Annotated in this window: 19 protein-coding genes and 2 pseudogenes; 13 read left to right on the top strand and 8 right to left on the bottom strand. The window is 73.3% G+C overall.

Features of this window, described 5'->3' with window-relative positions:
* Nucleotides 1-105: 105 nt before the first annotated feature.
* The 5 genes from ACIBAI_RS21505 to ACIBAI_RS21485 all read left to right on the top strand — a co-directional run bounded on the left by ACIBAI_RS21505 (nucleotide 106) and on the right by ACIBAI_RS21485 (nucleotide 5,077).
* Nucleotides 106-1,041 (top strand): cellulose-binding protein, encoded by a 936-nt coding sequence (locus ACIBAI_RS21505; protein ID WP_344603544.1) that lies wholly within the window; start codon nucleotides 106-108, stop codon nucleotides 1,039-1,041.
* 84 nt (nucleotides 1,042-1,125) lie between these two features.
* The gene (locus ACIBAI_RS21500; protein ID WP_399036433.1) at nucleotides 1,126-2,079 is read left to right on the top strand and encodes an ABC transporter ATP-binding protein; all 954 of its coding nucleotides are present in this window, start codon (nucleotides 1,126-1,128) and stop codon (nucleotides 2,077-2,079) included.
* 2 nt (nucleotides 2,080-2,081) lie between these two features.
* The gene (locus ACIBAI_RS21495) at nucleotides 2,082-2,852 is read left to right on the top strand and encodes an ABC transporter permease (RefSeq protein WP_399036431.1); all 771 of its coding nucleotides are present in this window, start codon (nucleotides 2,082-2,084) and stop codon (nucleotides 2,850-2,852) included.
* Between the two features lie 120 nt (nucleotides 2,853-2,972).
* Entirely contained in the window at nucleotides 2,973-4,205 is a 1,233-nt protein-coding gene (locus tag ACIBAI_RS21490; RefSeq protein WP_399036430.1) for an ABC transporter ATP-binding protein, read from the top strand.
* Nucleotides 4,202-5,077, top strand: a complete 876-nt coding sequence (locus ACIBAI_RS21485; RefSeq protein ID WP_399036428.1) for an ABC transporter permease subunit — start codon at nucleotides 4,202-4,204, stop codon at nucleotides 5,075-5,077. The genes ACIBAI_RS21490 and ACIBAI_RS21485 overlap by 4 nt, the downstream gene beginning before the upstream one ends.
* 16 nt (nucleotides 5,078-5,093) lie before the next feature.
* On the opposite strand, the gene ACIBAI_RS21480 is transcribed toward ACIBAI_RS21485, so the two are convergent.
* On the bottom strand, nucleotides 5,094-5,426 hold the full coding sequence (locus ACIBAI_RS21480) for an ATP/GTP-binding protein (RefSeq protein WP_399036426.1): 333 nt from the start codon (nucleotides 5,424-5,426) through the stop codon (nucleotides 5,094-5,096).
* A gap of 242 nt (nucleotides 5,427-5,668) precedes the next feature.
* Here ACIBAI_RS21480 and ACIBAI_RS21475 point away from each other — a divergent pair, with 242 nt between their 5' ends.
* A complete protein-coding gene (locus ACIBAI_RS21475; protein WP_399036425.1) occupies nucleotides 5,669-6,697 on the top strand; it encodes an LLM class flavin-dependent oxidoreductase in 1,029 nt (342 codons plus the stop codon).
* Nucleotides 6,698-6,800: 103 nt separating this feature from the next.
* On the opposite strand, the gene ACIBAI_RS21470 is transcribed toward ACIBAI_RS21475, so the two are convergent.
* A complete protein-coding gene (locus ACIBAI_RS21470) occupies nucleotides 6,801-7,193 on the bottom strand; it encodes an SCO5389 family protein (RefSeq protein ID WP_265566588.1) in 393 nt (130 codons plus the stop codon).
* A gap of 339 nt (nucleotides 7,194-7,532) precedes the next feature.
* Between ACIBAI_RS21470 and nucS the strand changes: the two genes are divergently transcribed.
* On the top strand, nucleotides 7,533-8,213 hold the full coding sequence (nucS, locus tag ACIBAI_RS21465; RefSeq protein WP_399036423.1) for an endonuclease NucS: 681 nt from the start codon (nucleotides 7,533-7,535) through the stop codon (nucleotides 8,211-8,213).
* 111 nt (nucleotides 8,214-8,324) lie between these two features.
* On the opposite strand, the gene ACIBAI_RS21460 is transcribed toward nucS, so the two are convergent.
* The 4 genes and pseudogenes from ACIBAI_RS21460 to ACIBAI_RS21445 form a co-directional block, all read right to left on the bottom strand.
* Nucleotides 8,325-10,913 (bottom strand): ATP-binding protein, encoded by a 2,589-nt coding sequence (locus tag ACIBAI_RS21460; RefSeq protein WP_399036422.1) that lies wholly within the window; start codon nucleotides 10,911-10,913, stop codon nucleotides 8,325-8,327.
* A 273-nt stretch (nucleotides 10,914-11,186) separates the two neighbouring features.
* Nucleotides 11,187-11,510, bottom strand: a complete 324-nt coding sequence (locus ACIBAI_RS21455; RefSeq protein WP_399036420.1) for an STAS domain-containing protein — start codon at nucleotides 11,508-11,510, stop codon at nucleotides 11,187-11,189.
* Between the two features lie 245 nt (nucleotides 11,511-11,755).
* On the bottom strand, nucleotides 11,756-12,604 hold the full coding sequence (locus ACIBAI_RS21450; RefSeq protein WP_344603563.1) for a 3-hydroxyacyl-CoA dehydrogenase family protein: 849 nt from the start codon (nucleotides 12,602-12,604) through the stop codon (nucleotides 11,756-11,758).
* Between the two features lie 209 nt (nucleotides 12,605-12,813).
* Nucleotides 12,814-13,275: pseudogene (locus ACIBAI_RS21445) on the bottom strand (TetR/AcrR family transcriptional regulator); the annotation flags it as partial.
* Between ACIBAI_RS21445 and ACIBAI_RS21440 the strand changes: the two are divergent.
* From ACIBAI_RS21440 to ACIBAI_RS21430, 3 genes and pseudogenes are all read left to right on the top strand, one after another.
* Nucleotides 13,264-13,995, top strand: a pseudogene (locus ACIBAI_RS21440) (ABC transporter ATP-binding protein); the annotation flags it as partial. The pseudogenes ACIBAI_RS21445 and ACIBAI_RS21440 overlap by 12 nt on opposite strands.
* Nucleotides 13,996-14,005: 10 nt before the next feature.
* Nucleotides 14,006-14,755 carry an ABC transporter permease gene (locus tag ACIBAI_RS21435; RefSeq protein WP_399036418.1) on the top strand — a complete coding sequence of 250 codons (750 nt, stop codon included), beginning with the start codon at nucleotides 14,006-14,008 and terminating at the stop codon, nucleotides 14,753-14,755.
* Nucleotides 14,756-14,768: 13 nt separating this feature from the next.
* Entirely contained in the window at nucleotides 14,769-15,341 is a 573-nt protein-coding gene (locus ACIBAI_RS21430; RefSeq protein WP_399036416.1) for a cob(I)yrinic acid a,c-diamide adenosyltransferase, read from the top strand.
* Here the strand turns inward: ACIBAI_RS21430 and ACIBAI_RS21425 are convergent.
* Together ACIBAI_RS21425 and ACIBAI_RS21420 are read right to left on the bottom strand one after the other, a co-directional pair.
* A complete protein-coding gene (locus ACIBAI_RS21425) occupies nucleotides 15,338-15,526 on the bottom strand; it encodes a DUF5708 family protein (protein WP_399036414.1) in 189 nt (62 codons plus the stop codon). The two genes, ACIBAI_RS21430 and ACIBAI_RS21425, sit on opposite strands and share 4 nt — an antisense overlap.
* Nucleotides 15,526-16,110, bottom strand: coding sequence for a hypothetical protein (locus ACIBAI_RS21420; protein WP_399036412.1), 585 nt, complete (start codon nucleotides 16,108-16,110; stop codon nucleotides 15,526-15,528). Before ACIBAI_RS21420 ends, ACIBAI_RS21425 begins: the two co-directional genes overlap by 1 nt.
* A gap of 152 nt (nucleotides 16,111-16,262) precedes the next feature.
* Here ACIBAI_RS21420 and ACIBAI_RS21415 point away from each other — a divergent pair, with 152 nt between their 5' ends.
* The 3 genes from ACIBAI_RS21415 (at nucleotide 16,263) to ACIBAI_RS21405 (ending at nucleotide 20,038) form a co-directional block, all read left to right on the top strand.
* Nucleotides 16,263-17,462 (top strand): sensor histidine kinase, encoded by a 1,200-nt coding sequence (locus ACIBAI_RS21415; RefSeq protein WP_399036411.1) that lies wholly within the window; start codon nucleotides 16,263-16,265, stop codon nucleotides 17,460-17,462.
* Nucleotides 17,459-18,100, top strand: a complete 642-nt coding sequence (locus ACIBAI_RS21410; protein ID WP_399036409.1) for a response regulator — start codon at nucleotides 17,459-17,461, stop codon at nucleotides 18,098-18,100. The genes ACIBAI_RS21415 and ACIBAI_RS21410 overlap by 4 nt, the downstream gene beginning before the upstream one ends.
* A gap of 117 nt (nucleotides 18,101-18,217) precedes the next feature.
* Nucleotides 18,218-20,038, top strand: coding sequence for a glycosyl hydrolase family 18 protein (locus ACIBAI_RS21405; protein WP_399036408.1), 1,821 nt, complete (start codon nucleotides 18,218-18,220; stop codon nucleotides 20,036-20,038).
* Nucleotides 20,039-20,179: the final 141 nt, after the last annotated feature.

Raw genomic sequence — 20,179 nt, 5'->3', positions numbered from 1 at the left:
AGAGGTGTCATTCTCCAGATCAAACACGCATCCGCTCGATGACACGCCGCTTTGACCCCTAGGATTCCCCTTATCACCTCACCGGTCTCATTCGACAGGAACCCCATGAGCGACACTTCCCCCTACGGCTTCGAGCTTGTGCGGCGTGGGTACGACCGCGCTCAGGTGGACGAACGTATCTCCAAGCTCGTCTCCGACCGTGACCAGGCGCTCGCCCGCATCACCGCTCTGGAGAAGCGGATCGAGGAGCTCCACCTCGAGACGCAGAACGCCCAGGCCCAGGTCACCGACGCCGAGCCGTCGTACGCGGGCCTCGGCGCACGGGTCGAGAAGATCCTGCGCCTCGCCGAGGAAGAGGCGAAGGAGCTGCGCGAGGAGGCCCGGCGCGCGGCCGAGCAGCACCGCGAGCTCGCCGAGTCGGCGGCCCAGCAGGTGCGCAGCGACGCCGAGACGTACGCGGCCGAACGCAAGGCGAAGGCCGAGGACGAGGGCCTGCGGATCGTCGAGAAGGCCAAGAGTGACGCCGCCCAGCTGCGGGCCGAGGCCCAGCGGGACGCGCAGTCCAAGCGCGAGGAGGCGGACGCCCTCTTCGAGGAGACCCGTGCCAAGGCCGCGCAGGCCGCCGCCGACTTCGAGACGAACCTCGCCAAGCGCCGCGAGCAGTCCGAGCGCGACCTGGCGTCCCGTCAGGCCAAGGCCGAGAAGCGGCTCGCCGAGATCGAGCACCGCGCCGAGCAGCTGCGCCTGGAGGCGGAGAAGCTGCGCACCGACGCCGAGCGCCGCGCCCGCCAGACCGTCGAGACGGCGCAGCGCCAGGCCGAGGACATCGTGGCCGACGCCAACGCCAAGGCCGACCGCATCCGCTCGGAGTCCGAGCGCGAGCTGGCCGCGCTGACCAACCGCCGCGACTCGATCAACGCGCAGCTGACCAACGTGCGCGAGATGCTCGCCACGCTCACCGGTGCCGCGGTGGCCGCCGCCGGCACGTCGAGCGACGACGAGTCGGTCTCCCGCGGGGTGCCCGCGCAGCAGTCCCGGTAACGCCGGGCGTACAGCGGCTGAGAAGAGGCGGAGCCCGCTGCCACCGGGGTGGCAGCGGGCTCCGTCCCGTTTTAGCGTGTCGGCATGATCGAGCTGGCGGGACTGACCAAGCGGTACGGCGAGAAGGTCGCGGTCAACAACCTCACCTTCGCCGTCAGACCGGGCATGGTCACGGGCTTCCTGGGCCCCAACGGCGCCGGCAAGTCGACCACCATGCGGATGATCCTGGGCCTGGACCGGCCCACCGCCGGCGACGTGCGCGTCGACGGCAGGCCCTACGACCGGCTCAAGGACCCGCTGAAGTCCATCGGGGCGCTGCTGGAGGCCCGCGCGGTGCACGGCGGGCGCAGCGCCTACCACCATCTGCTGTGCCTGGCGCAGAGCAACGGCATCCCGAAACGTCGGGTGCGCGAGGTGCTCGACACCGTGGGCCTGACGGCGGTCGCGGGGAAGAAGGCCAGGTCGTTCTCGCTCGGCATGTCGCAGCGCCTCGGCATCGCCGCCGCGCTGCTGGGCGATCCGCGGATCCTGATGTTCGACGAGCCGGTCAACGGCCTCGACCCCGAGGGCATCCACTGGATCCGCACCCTGATGAAGTCGCTGGCCGCACAGGGCCGGACGGTGTTCGTGTCGAGCCATCTGATGAGCGAGATGGCGCTGACCGCCGACCACCTCGTCGTCATCGGCCAGGGCCGGCTGCTCGCCGACACCTCCATGGCGGGCTTCATCGAGCAGCACTCGCGCAGTTGCGTCCGGATCCGCACGCCCCAGCCGGAGCGGCTGCTGGACGTGCTGCACGCGGCGGGGATCACGGCCGTGGCGACCGGCACCGGCGCCTTCGAGGTCGACGGCGGCAAACCCGAGCACATCGGCGAGCTGGCCGCGCGGCACCAGGTGGTGCTGCACGAGCTGAGTCCCCGGCAGGCCTCGCTGGAGGAGGCGTTCATGCGGCTGACCGCGGAGTCGGTGGAGTACCACGCCCACGCCGGGACCCCGCCCGCCGCGCAGCGGTGGGGCGACGGCGGGGGGAGGAGCTGACCATGGCGGTCACCCAGGTCGTCCGGTCCGAATGGACCAAGATCCGGTCGGTGGCGTCCACCGTCTGGACGCTCTCCGTCGCCGTGGTCGTCACCGTCGCCCTCGGCATGCTGATCTCGGCGCTGTCGAGGAACGAGTTCGCCTCCACGAGCACGCGGGACAGGTTCTCCTTCGACCCGACGTTCACCAGCTTCGCGGGCATGAGCCTCGGTCAGCTGGCGATGATCGTGTTCGGGGTGCTCGTCGTGTCGAACGAGTACAGCACCGGCATGATCCGCACCTCGCTGGCCGCGGTCCCGCAGCGCGGCACCTTCCTGTTCGGCAAGATCGCGGTCGCCACCGCGCTGGCCCTCGTGGTCGGCCTGACCACCGCTTTCCTCGCCTTCTTCGTCGGGCAGGCGGTGCTCGGCGACCTCGGGGCGTCGATCGGCGACCCGGGCGTGCTGCGCGCGGTGATCGGCGGCGGGCTCTACATGACCCTCATCGCGACGTTCTCCATGGGCGTCGCCGCGATGCTGCGCTCGCCGATGCTCTCGCTCGGCGTCCTGATGCCGTTCTTCTTCCTCGTCTCCAGCATCCTGGGCAACGTCTCGGCGACCGAGGAGGTCGGCCGGTTCCTGCCCGACCAGGCCGGCAGCAGGATCATGCAGGTGGTTCCCCCGGTCGGCGACGACACCCCGTACGGTCCCTGGGGCGGGCTCGGGATCATGGTGCTGTGGGTGGCCGCCGCCCTCGTCGGCGGTTACGTGCTGGTGAAGAAGCGGGACGCGTGAGGTTCTGCGCGCTCTTGGGCGGAACCGTCAGCGCCCCGATATCCTCCTAACCCTTACGGGGGGCGTGTGCCCCGCTGTCCTGAAAAACCTTCGCTGGGTACCTTCCGACGGGTGGGGAGCATGATCGAGGCAGTCGGCCTGACCAAGCGCTACGGCGACAAGACCGCTGTGCACAACCTGTCCTTCCAGGTGCGGCCCGGCGCCGTCACCGGCTTCCTCGGGCCGAACGGCTCGGGCAAGTCGACGACGATGCGGATGATCCTCGGCCTGGACAACCCCACCGCCGGGCACGTCACGATCGGCGGCTACCCGTACCGCAAGCTGCCCAACGCCCCCCGCCAGGTCGGCGCCCTGCTCGACGCCAAGGCGGTGCACGGCGGCCGGTCCGCCCGCAACCACCTGCTGAGCCTCGCCCAGCTGTCCGGCATCCCGGCCCGGCGCGTGGACGAGGTGCTCGGCGTCGTCGGCCTGCACGACGTGGCGAAGAGACGGTCCAAGGGGTTCTCCCTCGGCATGGGCCAGCGGCTGGGCATCGCCGCCGCGCTGCTCGGCGACCCGCAGGTGCTGCTGTTCGACGAGCCGGTCAACGGCCTCGACCCCGAGGGCATCCTCTGGGTGCGGAACCTGATGAAGGCGCTGGCCGCCGAGGGGCGGACCGTGTTCGTCTCCAGTCACCTCATGAGCGAGATGGCGCTCACCGCCGATCACCTGATCGTCATCGGGCGCGGACAACTGCTCGCCGACATGAGCGTGAAGGACTTCATATCGGCCAATTCCGCCGACTTCGCGCGGGTGCGCACGCCCGGCACCGAGCCGCAGCAGCGCGAGAAGCTGTCGGCCGCGCTCACCGAGGCCGGCGGCCAGGTGCTGCCCGAGCAGGACGGCGCGCTGCGGGTGACGGGCCTGCCGCTGCCCCGCATCAGCGACATCGCGCACGAGGCCGGCGTACGGCTGTGGGAGCTGTCGCCGCATCAGGCCTCGCTGGAGGAGGCGTACATGCGGATGACGCAGGGGGTGGTCGACTACCGCTCGACCGCCGACCAGAAGGAAGGGCTGCACCAGCCGCTGCCGCCCGGCGCGCAGCCGCCGGTGCCGGTGCCCGGACAGGGCCAGCCGGGCTGGTACGCCCCGCCGCCGCCCCAGCAGGGCGGGCAGCCGTTCGCCGGGCCGCAGGGCGCGCCGGGCCGGACGGGGCCGTACGGCGCCCCGGACGCCCCGGGCGCCCCGGAGGCCGCGCCGGCCGCGTCCAACCCGTACGCGCAGCCCGCTCCCCCGGCACCGGCCCCGCAGCCCGCCGCCGCACGGCCCGCCGCCCCGACGACCGACGTGACCGAGCCCGAGGACGCCCGATGAGCACCCCGCAGCCCCCGACGCCGCAGGCCGCGCCCGCACCCCAGTGGCAGGCGGCGCCCGGCTCCCCGTTCCCCGTCTACACCTCGCCGATCCCGGTGGTGCGCACGCACCTCGGGCACGCCGTCGCCTCCGAGTGGACGAAGATCCGCTCGGTGCGCTCGACCCTGTGGACGCTCGGCGTGTTCGTCCTGCTGGTCGTCGGCATCGGCCTGCTGACCGGTGTCGTGGTGGCGAGCTCCCCGTCCGACCTGTCCGGTGAGAACGCCCTGTCGCTGGGCTTCTTCGGGCTGCTGCTGGGCAGCATGTGCGTCATCACGCTCGGCGTGCTCACCACGGCCTCGGAGTACGGCACCGGCATGATCCGCACCACGATGACCGCCTGCCCCACCCGCGGCCGGGTGCTCGCGGCGAAGGCGATCGTGTTCTTCCTGACGGCGTTCGTGGTGACGCTGGTGTCCGTGTCCGTCGTCGCCTTCCTGCACGTGGCCATGCTGGGGGGCAACGGCGCCCGGGAGCCCTCCGGCGGGGAATGGCTGAAGGGCACGGTCGGCGTCGCGCTCTACGTCGCGCTGCTCGGGATGCTCTCGCTCGCCGTCGGCTCGGTCGTCCGGCACTCGGCGGGCGCCATCACCATCATGATCGGCGCCGTGCTCGCGCCGCTGGTGATCGCGCTGTTCATGTTCTCCTCCTCGCTGGAGGACGTCCGCCAGGCCCTGTTCGAGTACTCGATCCCCAACCAGCTCAGCGTCTTCTACGCCAACTCCCTGAGCGAGTCGGGCCCGTCCGGCTGGGACCCGCTGTGGATCATGCTCGGCGTGACGGCCGTGGTGTTCGCCGGCGCCTTCGCGCTGCTGGAGAAGCGGGACGTGTAGGACGGGCGGACCCGGCTCAGAACCGGGGCGCGTTACGGGACCGCTGCATCCGTGTGGTGCGGCGGTCCTTGGCGTTCCAGCACGCCTTGTGCCAGTGCCGGCGGTCGTCGACGCCCACGTACGACGGCCAGGCCACCACGTGCGGCACGCCGTCGGGGATCAACTGGTCGCAGCCGGGGCAGCGGTACGCCTTGCCCCGGGCGCTCGCGCCGGCCACGTGCCGCACGTTCCACTCCTCGCCCTGCCAGCTCTCCGTGGACTCCCAGCCGCCGTAGCGGCCGGGCCGGTCGTCCTCGGCGCTCCGGCCGGACCGGCCGACTCCCTTGGGTCGGTTGCGACGCGGGGACACAGGACACCTCACGGGGCTCTACGGGATGCACGGGCCCTGTCCAGCCTACGCGGCGCGGACAGGGGTACGCGTACACCACCGGCCGCCGAAGGTCCCCTCGCGGACCGGCGCGGACGCCCTCCCCGGCGTCCGGATCTCCGGACAATCCGCAAATCCCTTCGCAGAGCCGTGTCCTCGGCACGTGTCGGCCGGTTGTGCCCGGTGGGGAGCTCCGTGTCGGAGCCGAGGAAGCAGGAAAAACGATGCGCGTAGGAAGTTTCGTGTTGGCGGCCCGATTCCCCGGGCAGGGCGAGGGGGAGGCGCTGCACCGCGCGGTCCGCTCCGCCGAGGTCGCGGAGGAGGCGGGACTCGACACGGTCTGGCTGGCCGAGCACCACTTCGTGCCGTACGGCACCTGTCCGTCGGCCGTCACCCTGGCGGCGTTGCTGCTCGGCCGGACCCGCCGCCTCCGGGTCGGGACGGCGGTCAGCGTCCTGTCCACCACCCACCCCGTGACGCTCGGCGAGCAGGCCGCGCTGCTGCATGTGACGAGCGGCGGGCGGTTCTCGCTCGGCGTGGGGCGCGGCGGGCCGTGGGTCGACCTGGAGGTGTTCGGCGCGGGCCTGGAGGCGTACGAGAAGGGGTTCCCGGAGTCGCTCGACCTGCTGGTGCGCTGGCTGCGCGAACCCGCGGTCGGAGCCTCGGGGGAACGATTCGGCTTCCGTGAGGTGCCCGTCGTCCCCCGCCCGTCGGAGGCCCTGACGGACGCCGAGGGACCGGAGGTCGTCGTCGCCTGCACCTCTCCGGCGAGCGTGCGGCTCGCGGCCGAGCGCGGGCTGCCGATGCTGCTCGGCATGCACGTCGGCGACGAGGAGAAGGCCGAGATGGCCGCCCTGTGGCGGCGGCAGGCGCGGGCGGCCGGGCGGTCGGCGGAGGAGATCCACCACGCGGCCCACGTCTCGGCCGGCGTCTGCCAGATCGCGGACCGGCGCACGGACGCGGTGGAGACGCTGGTGAAGGCGATGCCGGGCTGGCTGAAGCAGGGGCTGGACGCCCATGTCACGGTCGACGGCCGCCCCCGGCGGATGCGCGATCCGCTGGCGTACACCGAACTGCTCTGCGGCCTGCACCCGGTGGGTCCCCCGCGGCTCTGCGTCGACCGCCTCGCGGCGACCAGCGAACGGACCGGAATCTCCCGTTTCGCCCTGCTCGTCGAGGGCTCCGGGGATCTGGCGGCGACCGAGGAGAACGTACGGCGGCTGGGGTCCGAGGTCCTGCCGCACCTGAACTGACCGGGCCTTCCGCCGGGAACCACGGTGTCCCCCACGGAAGACCTGCCGCACCGGTGCGAACCGCGCCCCCGTGCACGGAGCGGCGACCCGAGGGCCGGCCGCGTCAGCAGTCCCGAAGCTCCGGCGACTGGTTCAGCAACTGGCTGCGTACCGAGGTGAAACGCGCCAGCGTCTCGTCGACCGAGGAGTCGAGCGGGAACACCGCCACCCGGTGGCAGTTCTGGAAGGCCAGCCGCACACCGAAGTGTCTCTGCAGCGCGCCGCGTATCGCGTCGCTCGCGAGCGCACGCAGCAGCTGACCACGTGCCTGCTCGTCCGGCGGGGGCGTCTGGTTGTCGGCGAACTGGCCGCCGTCCACCTTCAGCTGTGCCACCAGGGAACTGATCATCTCCCACGCGTAGGGCAGGGAGGTCCGGACGCAGTCGACGAAGTCGGCTTCGTCGACCTCGCCTCGCTCGGCCTGTTCGAGCAGGGCCGGTGAGACGTCGAGCGACATGGGTTCTCCTCTCGCACCCCCGACCAGCAGGGGCTGCCTGACAGTAAGGGAGGCCCGCGATGCAGAACACGCTGTGTAAACATTCCGCGCCCTCCCGTTCAATACCGTAAGCAACGGGCGGTGACCGCACCAGGCAAATGCCCGGATGCGCAAAGGTCGTTGGGCACACAATCGGCCACGGCGCGAACGAGGGCCTTCCGGCACAAGAGGGGCGGTCCGGCGCGCCTGCACCGGGATGACCGCGGTGGTCCGCCCGGCCTCCCGGAGGGGGCCGGACGGCGGCGGGCGCCAGGAGGGCGAATCGCGCTCACCGGGGCCCGTCGAGTAGCGTTGCCGACCATGCGTCTCGTCATTGCCCGCTGCTCCGTGGACTACGTCGGGCGGCTCACCGCCCACCTTCCCCCGGCCCCCCGCCTGATCCTGGTCAAGGCGGACGGCAGCGTCTCCATCCACGCCGACGACCGGGCCTACAAGCCCCTGAACTGGATGTCGCCGCCCTGCACGCTGAAGGAGGAGGCCGGCGGCCCCGACGGCGCCGCGGGGGCGTGGACCGTCGTCAACAAGGCGGGTGAGAAGCTCATCATCACGATGGAGGAGATCCTCCACGACTCCACGCACGAACTGGGCGTGGACCCCGGCCTGATCAAGGACGGTGTGGAGGCGCACCTCCAGGAACTGCTCGCCGACCGCATCGAGACCCTCGGCGAGGGCTACACCCTCATCCGCCGCGAGTACCCGACGGCCATCGGGCCGGTCGACATCCTGTGCCGGGACGCCGCGGGCCAGACCGTCGCCGTCGAGATCAAGCGGCGCGGCGAGATCGACGGCGTGGAACAGCTCACCCGCTACCTGGAGCTGCTGAACCGCGACCCCCGGCTCGCCCCGGTGCGCGGCATCTTCGCCGCCCAGGAGATCAAGCCCCAGGCGCGTGTCCTCGCCACCGACCGGGGCATCGGCTGCCAGGTGCTGGACTACGACGCGCTGCGCGGCATCGAGGACGACAAGCTGCGGTTGTTCTGAACCGGCGGCGCGGTCGCCGCGGACCGCCGGCGCGGCCGCTCGGGGCGGCCGTACGACGACGAGGGCCGGGTCCGGCGTACGGGCCCGGCCCTCGTGCGTCGGCGCGATGCCTCAGATCACCGTGCCCGTACCGCTGGGACCGCCCGCCCCGCCGCTCCCCGGAGCGCTCGCCGAGGTGCTCGTCTCGCCGGGGGCGCTCGACGTGACCGGGCCGCTGGCCGAGTTCGAGGTGGACGGCGAGGACGGCGGCGGCGCGGTCGTCGACGGCGCGGAGGTGGACGGTTCCGACGTCGACGGCGCGGAGGTGGACGGCCCGGGCGACGACGGCTTGGACGGGGCCGACGGCTTCGAGGTCGTGGGCGGCCTGGACGTCGGCGACTTCGACGGCGGCGGCGACGTCGACGGTCCCTCGCTGCCGCTGGGGTCGTCCGACGGCCGGGCCGAGCCCGTGCCGGTCGGCGTCGGGTCGTCGGTGGTGCCGAAGGTGCCGTCCGGGCCGGGGCCGGCCGGCCGGCTCGTCGCCGCGCCGGTGTCGCCGGAGCCGCCGCCGTCGTCCTGCGGCACGTCGGCGCCCAGGCTGCCGTCCTCGACGCCCCGGCTGGCGGAGGGGTTGACCCCGACCTCGTCGGACGGGCGGTTGGCGTCGTTGTCGGACGTGGCGCCGAGGGTCACCACCGTGCCGAGCACGGCGACGAGCAGCGCGCCCGCGCCGGCCGCCGCGAGGTTGCGCCGGGCGAGGCCCTTGATGCCGCCGCCGGCCTTGCGGGACGGCCCGGCGGACGGGGTGCGGCGGGTGACCGGGGCCGGGACGTCGGCGGGCCGCTGCAACGGCGGGAACGCCGCGGGCGCCCCGCCCGGCGGCGAGGCGGACTCGTCGTGCCGCGCCTCGGGCACCTCCTCCCCCGCGGTCGCCCCGAACGCGCCCGCGACCGCGCCGAGGCCGGGCGCGGTCCCCGAGCGGTCGGCGACCAGGGCGAGGGCACGGCGGCCGGCGACGGTGCCGCGCTTGTCGGCGAGCGCGCCGCGCAGGCCGATGGAGGCCTCCAGTTCGGCGCGGGCCCGGTCCAGCTGGCCGCCGCACAGCGCGAGGACGCCGAGCTCGTGGTGGAAGTAGGCCTGTTCGGCGACGTCCCCGGCGAGCCGGGCGGCCTCGGTGCCCGAGCGCAGCGCCCGTTCCCAGGCGCTCCAGTGCAGCCCGGCGGCGAACGCGGGCGCCGCCGTACGGGCCAGCCGGACGGCGGGGCGGTCCTCGCCCTCCTCGCCCTCCTCGGCCGGCGCGGTCGCCGGCGTCAGCACGGCGAGGGCGGCGAGCACCGCGTCGGCCTCGGCGCACACGCGTTCCGGGGTGACCGAGGGGTGCCCGGCCCACCAGGCGTAGTGCTGGGCGACGGCGAGGGCGTCGGCCTGGACGTCGTCGGCGTATCCGGCTGCCTCCAGCTGGGTCAGCACCCCGGCGGCGAGCCGGTAGCGGGAGCCCACCGGGGAGACCAGTCCGCAGCCGGCCAGCTCGCCGAGGGCGGCGTCCGCGTGGGTGTCGCCGGCCAGGGCGGGCAGGTGCGCCTGGTGCGGCACCTCGCCGCCGAGCGCGACGGCGAACCGCAGGGTGGCGCGGGCCGAGGCGCTCAGCCGGGAGGCGAGCAGCGGCGCGGGCGCGGCGGCCTCGCCGAGCGACGGCAGGGGGGCGTCCTCGTCGGCGTCGCGGGGGCTGTCCGCGGGCGGCGCGTCCGCGACGCCGGACTCGTCGGCGGCCTCGGCGCCGGCCCGCAGCCGGTCGCGCTGGCGCAGCAGGGCGCCGGCCTGGACGAAGCGCAGCGGCAGGCCCTCGGACTCGAACCAGAGGTCCCCGGCCCAGGTGGCCTCCTCCTCGGTGAGGGCGCGGCCGGCGGCGCGTTCGAGGAGTTCCAGGCTGTCCGCGCGGTCCAGGCCGCTGAGGACGACCTCCTCCACGGCCGAGCCGGCGGAGGGGGCCGGCACGTCCGGGGTGGCGGCGATCAGGAAGGCGCACTCGGGGGTGGCGTCCAGCAGGTCGTCCAGCGCGGCGCCGCCGAACTCGATGTCGTCGAGGACGACGACCGCGCCGATCTCCCGGACGTGGGCGAGCAGCTCGTCCCGGTCCGGGCGGTACAGGGGGGCGCGGTGGACGGCGTGGAAGAGGTCGTGGAGCAGGTCGTCGGCGGTGCGGCGGAAGCCGTTCAGGCGGACGACGCCGTCGGGGGCGAGGTCGGCGCAGTCCTCGGCGACGAGGTCGAGGAGGCTGGTGCGGCCGGAGCCGGCGGGGCCGGTGAGGCGCACGGAGCGGCCGCGGGCGAGCAGCCGTACCAGCTGTTCGCGTTCGTCCTGGCGGGCCAGCAGCGGCAGCGCGGGCTGCGCGGGGCCGGGCGGGACGGGCGGCCGGGCGGCGCGCTCGGTCTCGGCGCGCTCGGCCGCGGTGAGCTTCTCGGGGCGGCCGGGCCGCTCCCCGGGCGGGCAGGCCTCGATCTCGCTGCCGTCCACGGGGTTGACGGTGAGCAGGAAGTCGCCGGAGACGAGCTGTACCGTGCGGGCGAGCGCGGGCGCGTGCTGTCCGAAGTCGGAGGTGAGGGATTCCCTGGGCGGGCGCTGGCGCGGCGCGTGGCCTCCCCCGGTCTCGCGTTCGCTCGACCGGGAGGCACCTCCACCGGCGTGGCCGTACTCCTCGGGTCCGCGGGTGTTCGGGTCCATAGGTCCAAGCCCCCAAAAGCGTTCTGTGCTCTTCCAGCCCCTCCCGGCCTTGCCGCACACCGCGCTGTCGCTTCTGGTCCGGGCCCGCTAGAGGGTCGCATGGCAGCGGGCAGCCGAACCCTAAACCTTCGCTCAGTATCCCCGACAGCCCGGGGTGCCGCGCCGTCCGAGACGTCACAGTCTCGTGAGGATTGGGCGCGTCGTACGTTTCGCCGAGGGGTGTCCGGGTCCCCCCGGCCCGCCGGGCCACACCCGTCGCGAAAGCCCGGGGGGTCACACCCTGGGCAGCGTCTCCACCCCGAGGCCGCCTTCGATGGCCAGGATCCGGTACAGCCGGGTGGCCACCAGCAGGCGCTGCATCTGCGGCGGTACGCCGCGCAGCACGAGCCGTCGGCCGCAGCGGCCGGCCCGCCGGTGGGCACCCATGATCACCCCGAGTCCGGTGGCGTCCCAGGAGTCCAGCTCTGACAGGTCGAGCACCAGGTCGCCGACTCCGTCGTCGACGGCCGAGTGCAGGGCCGTGCGGGCGTCCGCCGCGCTGCGAACGTCGAGGCGGCCCCCGACGACCAGCTCGGCGTGGTCGCCCCTGATGTGCATATGCGCTCCCCGTGCGTGCGTCTCGTGCCTCGCGTCGTGGTGTCCTGCTGGCGTGCTGCGGCGTTCCACCGATGCGCCGTGACGCGCGCTGACGCACTGTGGCGTTCTGCTGTCGCGCCGTGGCGTTTTGTTGCTGTCCAGTGATGCAATCTCTGACTGCTTCGAACGGCCGGAAGTTGCCGTACGTAAGCGAACCGATACCGAATTCACCCCGGCGTGTGACGTTTCCGGGGGCTGACGCGCGGTCAGTGGGTGTAGAAGCCCTGCCCGCTCTTGCGTCCGATGTCACCGGCGTCCACCATCCGGCGCATCAGCTCCGGCGGGGCGAACTTCTCGTCCTGGGACTCGGTGTAGATGTTGTCGGTGGCGTGCAGCAGGATGTCGACGCCCGTGAGGTCGGCGGTGGCCAGCGGGCCCATGGCGTGACCGAAGCCGAGCCGGCAGGCGAGGTCGATGTCCTCGGCGCTCGCCACGCCCGACTCGTACAGCTTGGCGGCCTCGACGACGAGCGCGCAGATCAGCCGGGTGGTCACGAAGCCTGCGACGTCCCGGTTGACGACGATGCAGGTCTTGCCGACCGACTCGGCGAACGCGCGCGCCCTGGCGAGCGTCTCGTCGCTGGTCTTGTACCCGCGCACCAGCTCGCACAGCTGCATCATCGGGACCGGCGAGAAGAAGTGGGTGCCGACGACGCGCTCCGGGCGCTCCGTCACGGCCGCGATCTTGGTGATCGGGATGGCGGAGGTGTTGGAGGCGAGCACGGTGTCCTCACGCACGAGCTTGTCGAGCGTGCGGAAGATCTCGTGCTTGACCTCGAGCTTCTCGAAGACGGCCTCGACGACGACGTCCGCGTCGGCGGCGGCGTCCAGGTCGGTGGTCGCGGTGATGCGGGCGAGGGCGGCGTCGGCGTCGTGCGCCTCCAGCCTGCCCTTGGCGACGAACTTGTCGTACGAGGCCTTGATGGCGTCGGTGCCGCGCCGGAGGGCCTCGTCGGTGACGTCGCGCAGGACGACGTCCCAGCCCGCCTGCGCGGAGACCTGGGCGATGCCGGAACCCATCAGGCCGGCTCCGATGACGGCGAGCTTCCGTGCCACTGTGCGACTCCCCTGATACGCGCTGTCCCTGGGACCTGGCGTCACATCCCCGCCGGCGCCCGCGGGGCGGGTCCGGCGGTGTCCGGTACGGCGGGAATGCGAGGCCGCGGTCACTGCCTCTCGGGCGGACACTAGCGCCCGGAAGAGCCCGTGTGACCGGTAAGTAACGCGCGTCACGTCTCACATGACGGACATCACACCGGCACGGCTCATTCCGCACCCCGGACGGCGTAGTTGAGCACTTTCTCGCTCAACAGTCCCTCCATCTCGTCCAGCAGCAGGAGCACCTCGCGGGAGACCTCGTTCGGCTCCCCGCCCGCGAGCATGCGCCGGCCGACGGCGGCCCGCACCGTGCTGTGCAGCCAGCCGATCTGACCGGCCATCAGGGAGGGCACGGGGTCGTCGTCCGGGGCGCCGGTCTCCTCGCGCAGGGTCCGCTCCAGGTCGTCGAGCATCTCCTGGCCGATCGCCCACATCCGGGACCCCAGCGCGGACGACTCGTCGATGACCTTCATGAACTGCGCGTATCCGGCGAACAGGCCGGCGCGGGGCGAGACGGACTCGATCTCCTCGCGCAGCTCGCGCAGGACGGCCCCGGCGGCCGACTCCCCGTCGCGCCGCCCGCGCACCCAGCGCGAGAGCCGGTCGACGACGCCCTTGGAGCGGTCGAGGCGGTGCGCGGCATCGACCTGACCGTCCGCGAGGGGGAGATCCTCGGCTTCCTCGGCCCCAACGGCGCCGGCAAGACCACCACCCTCCGGATGCTCACCACCCTGCTCGCCCCCACCGGCGGCACGGCCACGGTCGCCGGGCACGACCTGGCGACCGACCCCGCGGGCGTGCGCGGGGCCTGCGGGTACGTGGCGCAGTCCGGCGGGGTGGACCCGCAGATCACCGTGCGGGAGGAACTGGTCACCCAGGGGCGCCTGTACCGCCTGACCAGGGCCCGGGCGAGCGAACGCGCCGAGGAGCCGGCCCGCGACCTGGACCTCACCGACCTCCTCGACCGCAAGTGCGCCGCGCTCTCCGGCGGCCAGCGGCGCCGCCTGGACATCGCGATGGCGCTCACCCACCGCCCCCGGGTCCTCTTCCTCGACGAACCGACGACCGGCCTGGACCCCGGCAGCCGCGCCGCCCTGTGGGACCTGGTCCGCCGGCTGCGCGACGCGCACGGCACGACCGTCTTCCTGACCACCCACTACCTCGACGAGGCCGACGCCCTCGCCGACCGCCTGGTGATCGTCGACCGGGGCGTGGTGGCGGCCGAGGGCACCCCGAGCGCGCTGAAGCTCCGCTACGCGGGCTCCGTCGACGCGACCCTCCAGGACACCTTCCTCGCCGTCACCGGCCGCAGCGCCTCCCCCGCCGACACCGCCCCCGCAACCGTGTGAGGACCCCCCGATGCTGTTGTCCGACACCGCGCTCGTCTACGGCCGCTACCTGCGCCAGTCCCTGCGCTCCCGCTCCGCGCTGCTCTTCGGCGTGCTGATGCCGCTGCTGTACCTGCTCTTCTTCGGTCCGCTCCTGACGGACCTGCCGCTCGGCGAGGAGGGCAGTTCCTGGCAGGTCCTCGTCCCCGGCCTGCTGCTGCAGCTGGGGCTGTTCGGGGCGTCGTTCGCGGGCTTCTCGATCATCGTCGAGAAGGGCCACGGGGTGATCGAGCGCATGCGGGTCACACCCGTGAGCCGCCTGGCCCTGCTGCTGGGCCGGGTGCCGCGCGACGCCACCGTGTTCGTCTTCCAGGCGGTGCTGCTGGTGCTGGCGGCCGTCGCGATGGGGCTGCGGGCACCGCTGCCCGGCGTCCTGATCGGCTTCGGGTTCGTCGCCCTGCTCACCGTCTCGCTCGCCTCGCTGTCGTACGCGCTGGCCATGCGGCTCAGCACCCCGCAGGGGTTCGGCCCGGCCGTCAACGCGCTGACCATGCCGTCGATGCTGCTGTCCGGCCTGATGCTCCCGATGACCCTGGGCCCCGCCTGGCTGGACGCGCTGTCCCGCCTCATGCCGTTCCGCTATCTGGTGGACGCGGTCCGGGACGCCTACGTCGGCTCCTACACGACGCCCGCCATGCTGTACGGCGTCCTGGTGGCCGTCGGTCTCGCGGCGCTGTCCGTGACGGTGGGCACACGTGTGTTCCGCGGCGCCGGAGCGTAACTACGCTGGGCGCATGGTCAATCTGACGCGCATCTACACGAGGACCGGCGACCAGGGCACCACCGCCCTCGGCGACATGAGCCGGGTCGCCAAGACCGACCTGCGCATCGCCGCGTACGCCGACGCCAACGAGGCCAACGCGGTGATCGGCACGGCGATCGCGCTGGGCGGCCTCGACCAGGAGGTCGTCGAGGTCCTCACCCGCGTGCAGAACGACCTGTTCGACGTGGGCGCGGACCTGTCCACCCCGGTGGTGGAGGACCCCGAGTACCCGCCGCTCAGGGTCGAGCAGTTCTACGTCGACCGCTTGGAGGCGGACTGCGACCGCTTCAACGAGCGGCTGGAGAAGCTGCGCTCCTTCATCCTGCCGGGCGGCACGCCGGGGGCGGCGCTGCTGCACCAGGCCTGCACGGTCGTGCGCCGGGCGGAGCGGTCGACGTGGGCGGCGCTGGAGGTGCACGGCGAGACGATGAACCCGCTCACCGCGACCTACCTCAACCGCCTGTCCGACCTGCTGTTCATCCTCGCCCGGACGGCGAACAAGGAGGTCGGGGACGTGCTGTGGGTGCCGGGCGGCGAGCGCTAGGCGCGGCCCCGCACCCGCCGGCACAGGCCGGTCGCCGCCGGCGCCCCGCCGACGCGCATCGGCACCACGCCCGCCTTGGCGAGGGTGACGACCGGCGCCTGCACGTCGCCGGCGAACAGCCGCAGCGCCGGCCCGGCGGCGAAGGCGGCGGCCCCTTCCAGCAGGTTCCGGGACGCCTCGCGCATCACCGGACTCCCTCCTTGGTGAGCGCCGGTCCGGTCTCCTCGCCCGCTCCGGCCGGGGCCTTCTTCGGCCAGACGAAGTAGGCCAGCGCGACCAGCCCGTGGATGCCGGCGGCCCGCAGCGCCGCCCACTGGAAGGCGCGCAGCGAGGAGATGTCGCCCTCGTCGCCGACGTACCAGACCGCGCCCTGGAGCAGGCCGCAGGCGACGGCCGCGGCGAGCAGCGTCCGCAGCCACAGCCGGGCCTCGTGGCGGGCGCGGGCCATGCCGTAGCGGGGCGCGCCGGCCGGTTTCGGCGCCCCGCCCAGGCGGTGCGCGGCGTGGCCGTCCAGCCAGCGGATCGTGTAGTGGCCGTAGGCCACCGTGTAGCCGAGGTACAGCGCCGCGAGGCCGTGCTCCCAGCCCGGTTCGGCGCCGTTCCTCAGGTCGACGGCGGTCGCCGCGAACAGCACCAGCTCCAGGACCGGCTCGCACAGCAGCAGCACCACGCTCGTACGGCGCCACTTCAGCAGGTAGCGGACGGCGAGGCCGAGCGCGAGCAGCACCCAGAAGCCGACCTCGCAGGCGACGATCAACGCGACGATCACGACGTGCTCCCTTCGGTCACCCCTCCAGGGTCCCGGCGGAAGCGGCGCCGCTCGTCGTCGGCGGTGACGAACTCGCGGTACATCGAAAGATGCAGCAGCGGACCGTTCCCGGGGATCAGGCGCGCCCGCCCGGCGCCGTGTTGGATGGGACCATGGCCGCTCCGCGACTCCCCCGCCCGCCCCGCTTCGACGCGTACGCCGCGCTGGCCGGACTGCTCGGCGGGCTGCTGCTGTGGGGCTTCGGCCTGGTCACCCGGCCCGGGGACGAGCCGATCGTGCTCCTTCCCGGCGCCTGGCCGGTCCTGGTGCCGCTGGCGGTGATGGCCTGCTGCGAGCTGGCGCGGCGGACCGCCCCGCGCGCCGCGCTGCTGACCGCCACCGTCACGCTGGTCCTGGACACCGTCACCCAGGGCAACCTGGTCACGCTGGTGATGTACACCGACGTGATGTACGCGGCCGTCCTGTACGGCACCCCGGCCTCGGCCCGCCGCATCCCCTGGATCACCGGACTGCTGTCGGTGGCCGCCACGGTGGCGTCGTTCGCGGCGTGGCGGGTGCCCGAGGCGCTGCTGATCGGCGCGGCCGTCGCCATCCTGACGTTCGCGCCCGCCTCCACCGGCCTGATCGTCCGCAACCACCGCGACGCCGCCGAGGCCGCCCGGCTGCGCGCCGAGCAGACCGCGCTGCTCGCCGAACTGGACCGCGCCCAGGCGGTCACCGCCGAGCGCGCCCGGATGGCCCGCGAACTGCACGACATGGTCGCCAACCACCTGTCCGCGATCGCCATCCACTCCACGGCCGCGCTCTCCCTCGACGACCCGGCCACCACCCGGCAGGCCCTCGGGGTCATCCGGGAGAACAGCGTCGAGGGGCTGGCCGAGATGCGGCGGCTGATCGGGATCCTGCGGGACTCCAGCGGTGACGTCGAGCCCGTCGCCGCGCCCACCCTCGACGGCCTGGGCGCGCTCGTCGACGGCGCCCGCGCCAACGGGCTCGACGTCGCCCTGGAGGCCGACCCCGGCGAGGGGCTGCCCGCGCCGGTGGAGCTGGCGGCGTACCGCATCGTGCAGGAGTCCTTGACCAACGCCCTCAAGCACGCGGCGCCCGGCCCGGTCACGGTCGCGCTCGGCCGGCGGGACGGCGCGCTGCACATCACCGTGACCAGCCCGTACGGCGAGGACCGGGACGGCCCGCGCGTTCCGGGCTCCGGCGCCGGGCTGGTCGGCATGCGGGAGCGGGCCGCGCTGCTGCGCGGCAGTTTCGCGGCGGGCCCGGAGGTTTCGCCCGACGGCGTGATCTGGGCCGTACGGGCTGTTCTGCCCCTCGTCGAAGCCGAAGGAGCAAGCGCATGATCCGCGTCCTGGTCGCCGAGGACCAGTCCGCCGTCCGCGCCGGTCTCGTCCTCATCCTGCGCAGCGCGCCCGACGTCGAGGTGGTCGGCGAGGCGGCGGACGGCGAGCAGGCGGTGGCGCTGGCCCGCGAACTGCGGCCGGACCTGGTGCTGATGGACGTTCAGATGCCGCGCCTGGACGGGGTGTCGGCGACCCGGCAGGTGGTCGCCGAGGGCCTGGCCGACGTCCTGGTGCTCACCACCTTCGACCTCGACGAGTACGTCTTCGGGGCGCTGCGCGCGGGCGCCGCCGGATTCCTGCTGAAGAACACGGAGGCGAAGGACCTCGTCGACGCCGTCCGCACGGTGGCGCGCGGCGAGGGCGTCGTCGCCCCGGCGGTCACCCGGCGCCTGATCGCCGAGTTCGCCGCGCGGTCCGCCCGGCGGACCACGGCCGACCCCGCGGTCCTGGACACCCTCACCCGACGCGAGCGCGAGGTGCTGTCCTGCCTCGGCGAGGGTCTGTCCAACGCGGACATCGCGGTCCGGCTCGACATGGCCGAGGCGACCGTGAAGACGCACGTCAGCCGGTTGCTGGGGAAGCTGGGACTGCGCAGCCGGGTGCAAGCGGCGGTCCTGGCGCAGGAGTTGGGGATCTAGGACGCCACCGCGCAGTGGTCCAGACCTATTGACCTATGGTCCAGACCTTTCTATCCTCGCCGCACTGCGGGCCTGATGGCTCAGTCACGCCCCGACAACCCCACGAGGAGGCGCAGCATGCGCTTCAGACACAGAGCCGCGGCGGGGTTCGCGACCCTGCTGCTCCCCTTCGCCGGCCTGATCGGCCTGGCCGGCCCCGCCCAGGCGGCCACCTCCGCGACCGCCACCTACGCCAAGACCCAGGACTGGGGCTCCGGCTTCGAAGGCAAGTGGACGGTGAAGAACACCGGCACCACCACCCTCACCTCCTGGACGGTCGAATGGGACTTCCCCTCCGGCACGTCCGTCACCTCCGCCTGGGACGCCGACGTCACCGGCTCCGGCACCCACTGGACCGCCCGGAACAAGTCCTGGAACGGCACCCTCGCCCCCGGCGCCTCGGTCTCCTTCGGCTTCAACGGCAGCGGCACCGGCTCCCCCACCGGCTGCAAGCTCAACGGCGGCGGCTGCGACGGCGCCTCCGTCCCCGGTGACGCCCCGCCCTCCGCGCCCGGCACCCCCACCGCCTCCGGCGTCACCGACACCTCGGTCAAGCTGACCTGGTCGGCCGCCACCGACGACAAGGGCGTCAAGAACTACGACGTCCTGCGCGACGGCGCCAGGGTCGCCACGGTGACGGCCGCCTCGTACACGGACACCGGCCTGAGCGCCGGCACCGACTACTCGTACTCCGTCCGGGCCCGCGACACCGCCGACCAGACCGGCCCGGTCAGCGGCGCGGTGAAGGTGCGCACCACGGGCGGCACCGGGGAACCGCCCACCGGTGACAAGGTCAAGCTCGGCTACTTCGCCGAGTGGGGCGTCCACGGCCGCAACTACCACGTCAAGAACCTGGTGACCTCCGGCTCCGCGTCGAAGATCACCCACATCAATTACGCCTTCGGCAACGTCAAGGACGGCAAGTGCGTCGTCGACGACACCTACGCCGCCTACGAGAAGGCCTACACCGCCGACCAGTCCGTCAGCGGCACCGCCGACACCTGGGACCAGCCGCTGCGCGGCAACTTCAACCAGCTGCGCCAGCTGAAGGCGAAGTACCCGCACATCAAGGTGCTGTACTCCTTCGGCGGCTGGACCTACTCCGGCGGCTTCGCCCAGGCCGCGGCCAACCCGTCCGCCTTCGCCGCCTCCTGCAAGGCGGTCGTGGAGGACCCGCGCTGGGCCGACGTCTTCGACGGCATCGACATCGACTGGGAGTACCCGAACGCCTGCGGTCTGACCTGCGACACCAGCGGGCCCGCGGCCTTCCGGGACCTCTCCCGGGCCCTGCGCGCCGAGTTCGGCCCCGACTACCTGGTCACCGCCGCCATCACCGCGGACGCCACCGACGGCGGCAAGATCGACGCGGCCGACTACGGCGGCGCCGCGCAGTACCTCGACTGGTACAACGTGATGACGTACGACTACTTCGGCGCCTGGGACAGGACCGGCCCGACCGCCCCGCACTCGCCGCTCACCTCGTACACCGGCATCCCGAAGGAGGGCTTCACCTCCGCCGCCGCCATCGCCAAGCTCCGGGCCAAGGGCGTTCCGGCGAGCAAGCTGCTGCTCGGCATCGGCTTCTACGGCCGCGGCTGGACCGGCGTCACCCAGTCCGCCCCCGGCGGCACCGCCACCGGCCCGGCGGCCGGCACCTACGAGGCGGGCATCGAGGACTACAAGGTCCTCAAGACCGCCTGCCCGGCCACCGGCACCGTCGGCGGCACGGCGTACGCGCACTGCGGCAGCAACTGGTGGTCGTACGACACCCCGGCGACCATCGGCACCAAGATGACCTGGGCCAAGAACCAGGGCCTGGGCGGCGCGTTCTTCTGGGAGTTCAGCGGCGACACCGCGAACGGCGAACTCGTGAGCGCGATCGACAGCGGACTGAGGTAACCGCCGTACGACGTCGGGGGGGCCCCCCCCCCCCCCCCGGGGGGGGGCCCCCCGGGCGGCCCCCCCCCCCCCCCCGGGGGGGGGGGGCCGCCCCCCCCCCCCCCCCGGCAACCCGCCCCCCCCGCCACCCCACAACCCCCG

Source organism: Streptomyces sp. NPDC051041 (genome assembly GCF_044456065.1).
Classification (GTDB): Bacteria; Actinomycetota; Actinomycetes; order Streptomycetales; family Streptomycetaceae; genus Streptomyces; species Streptomyces glaucus.
Note: the sequence above shows the minus strand (reverse complement) of the source record. Positions and strands in the feature narration are given on the sequence as shown.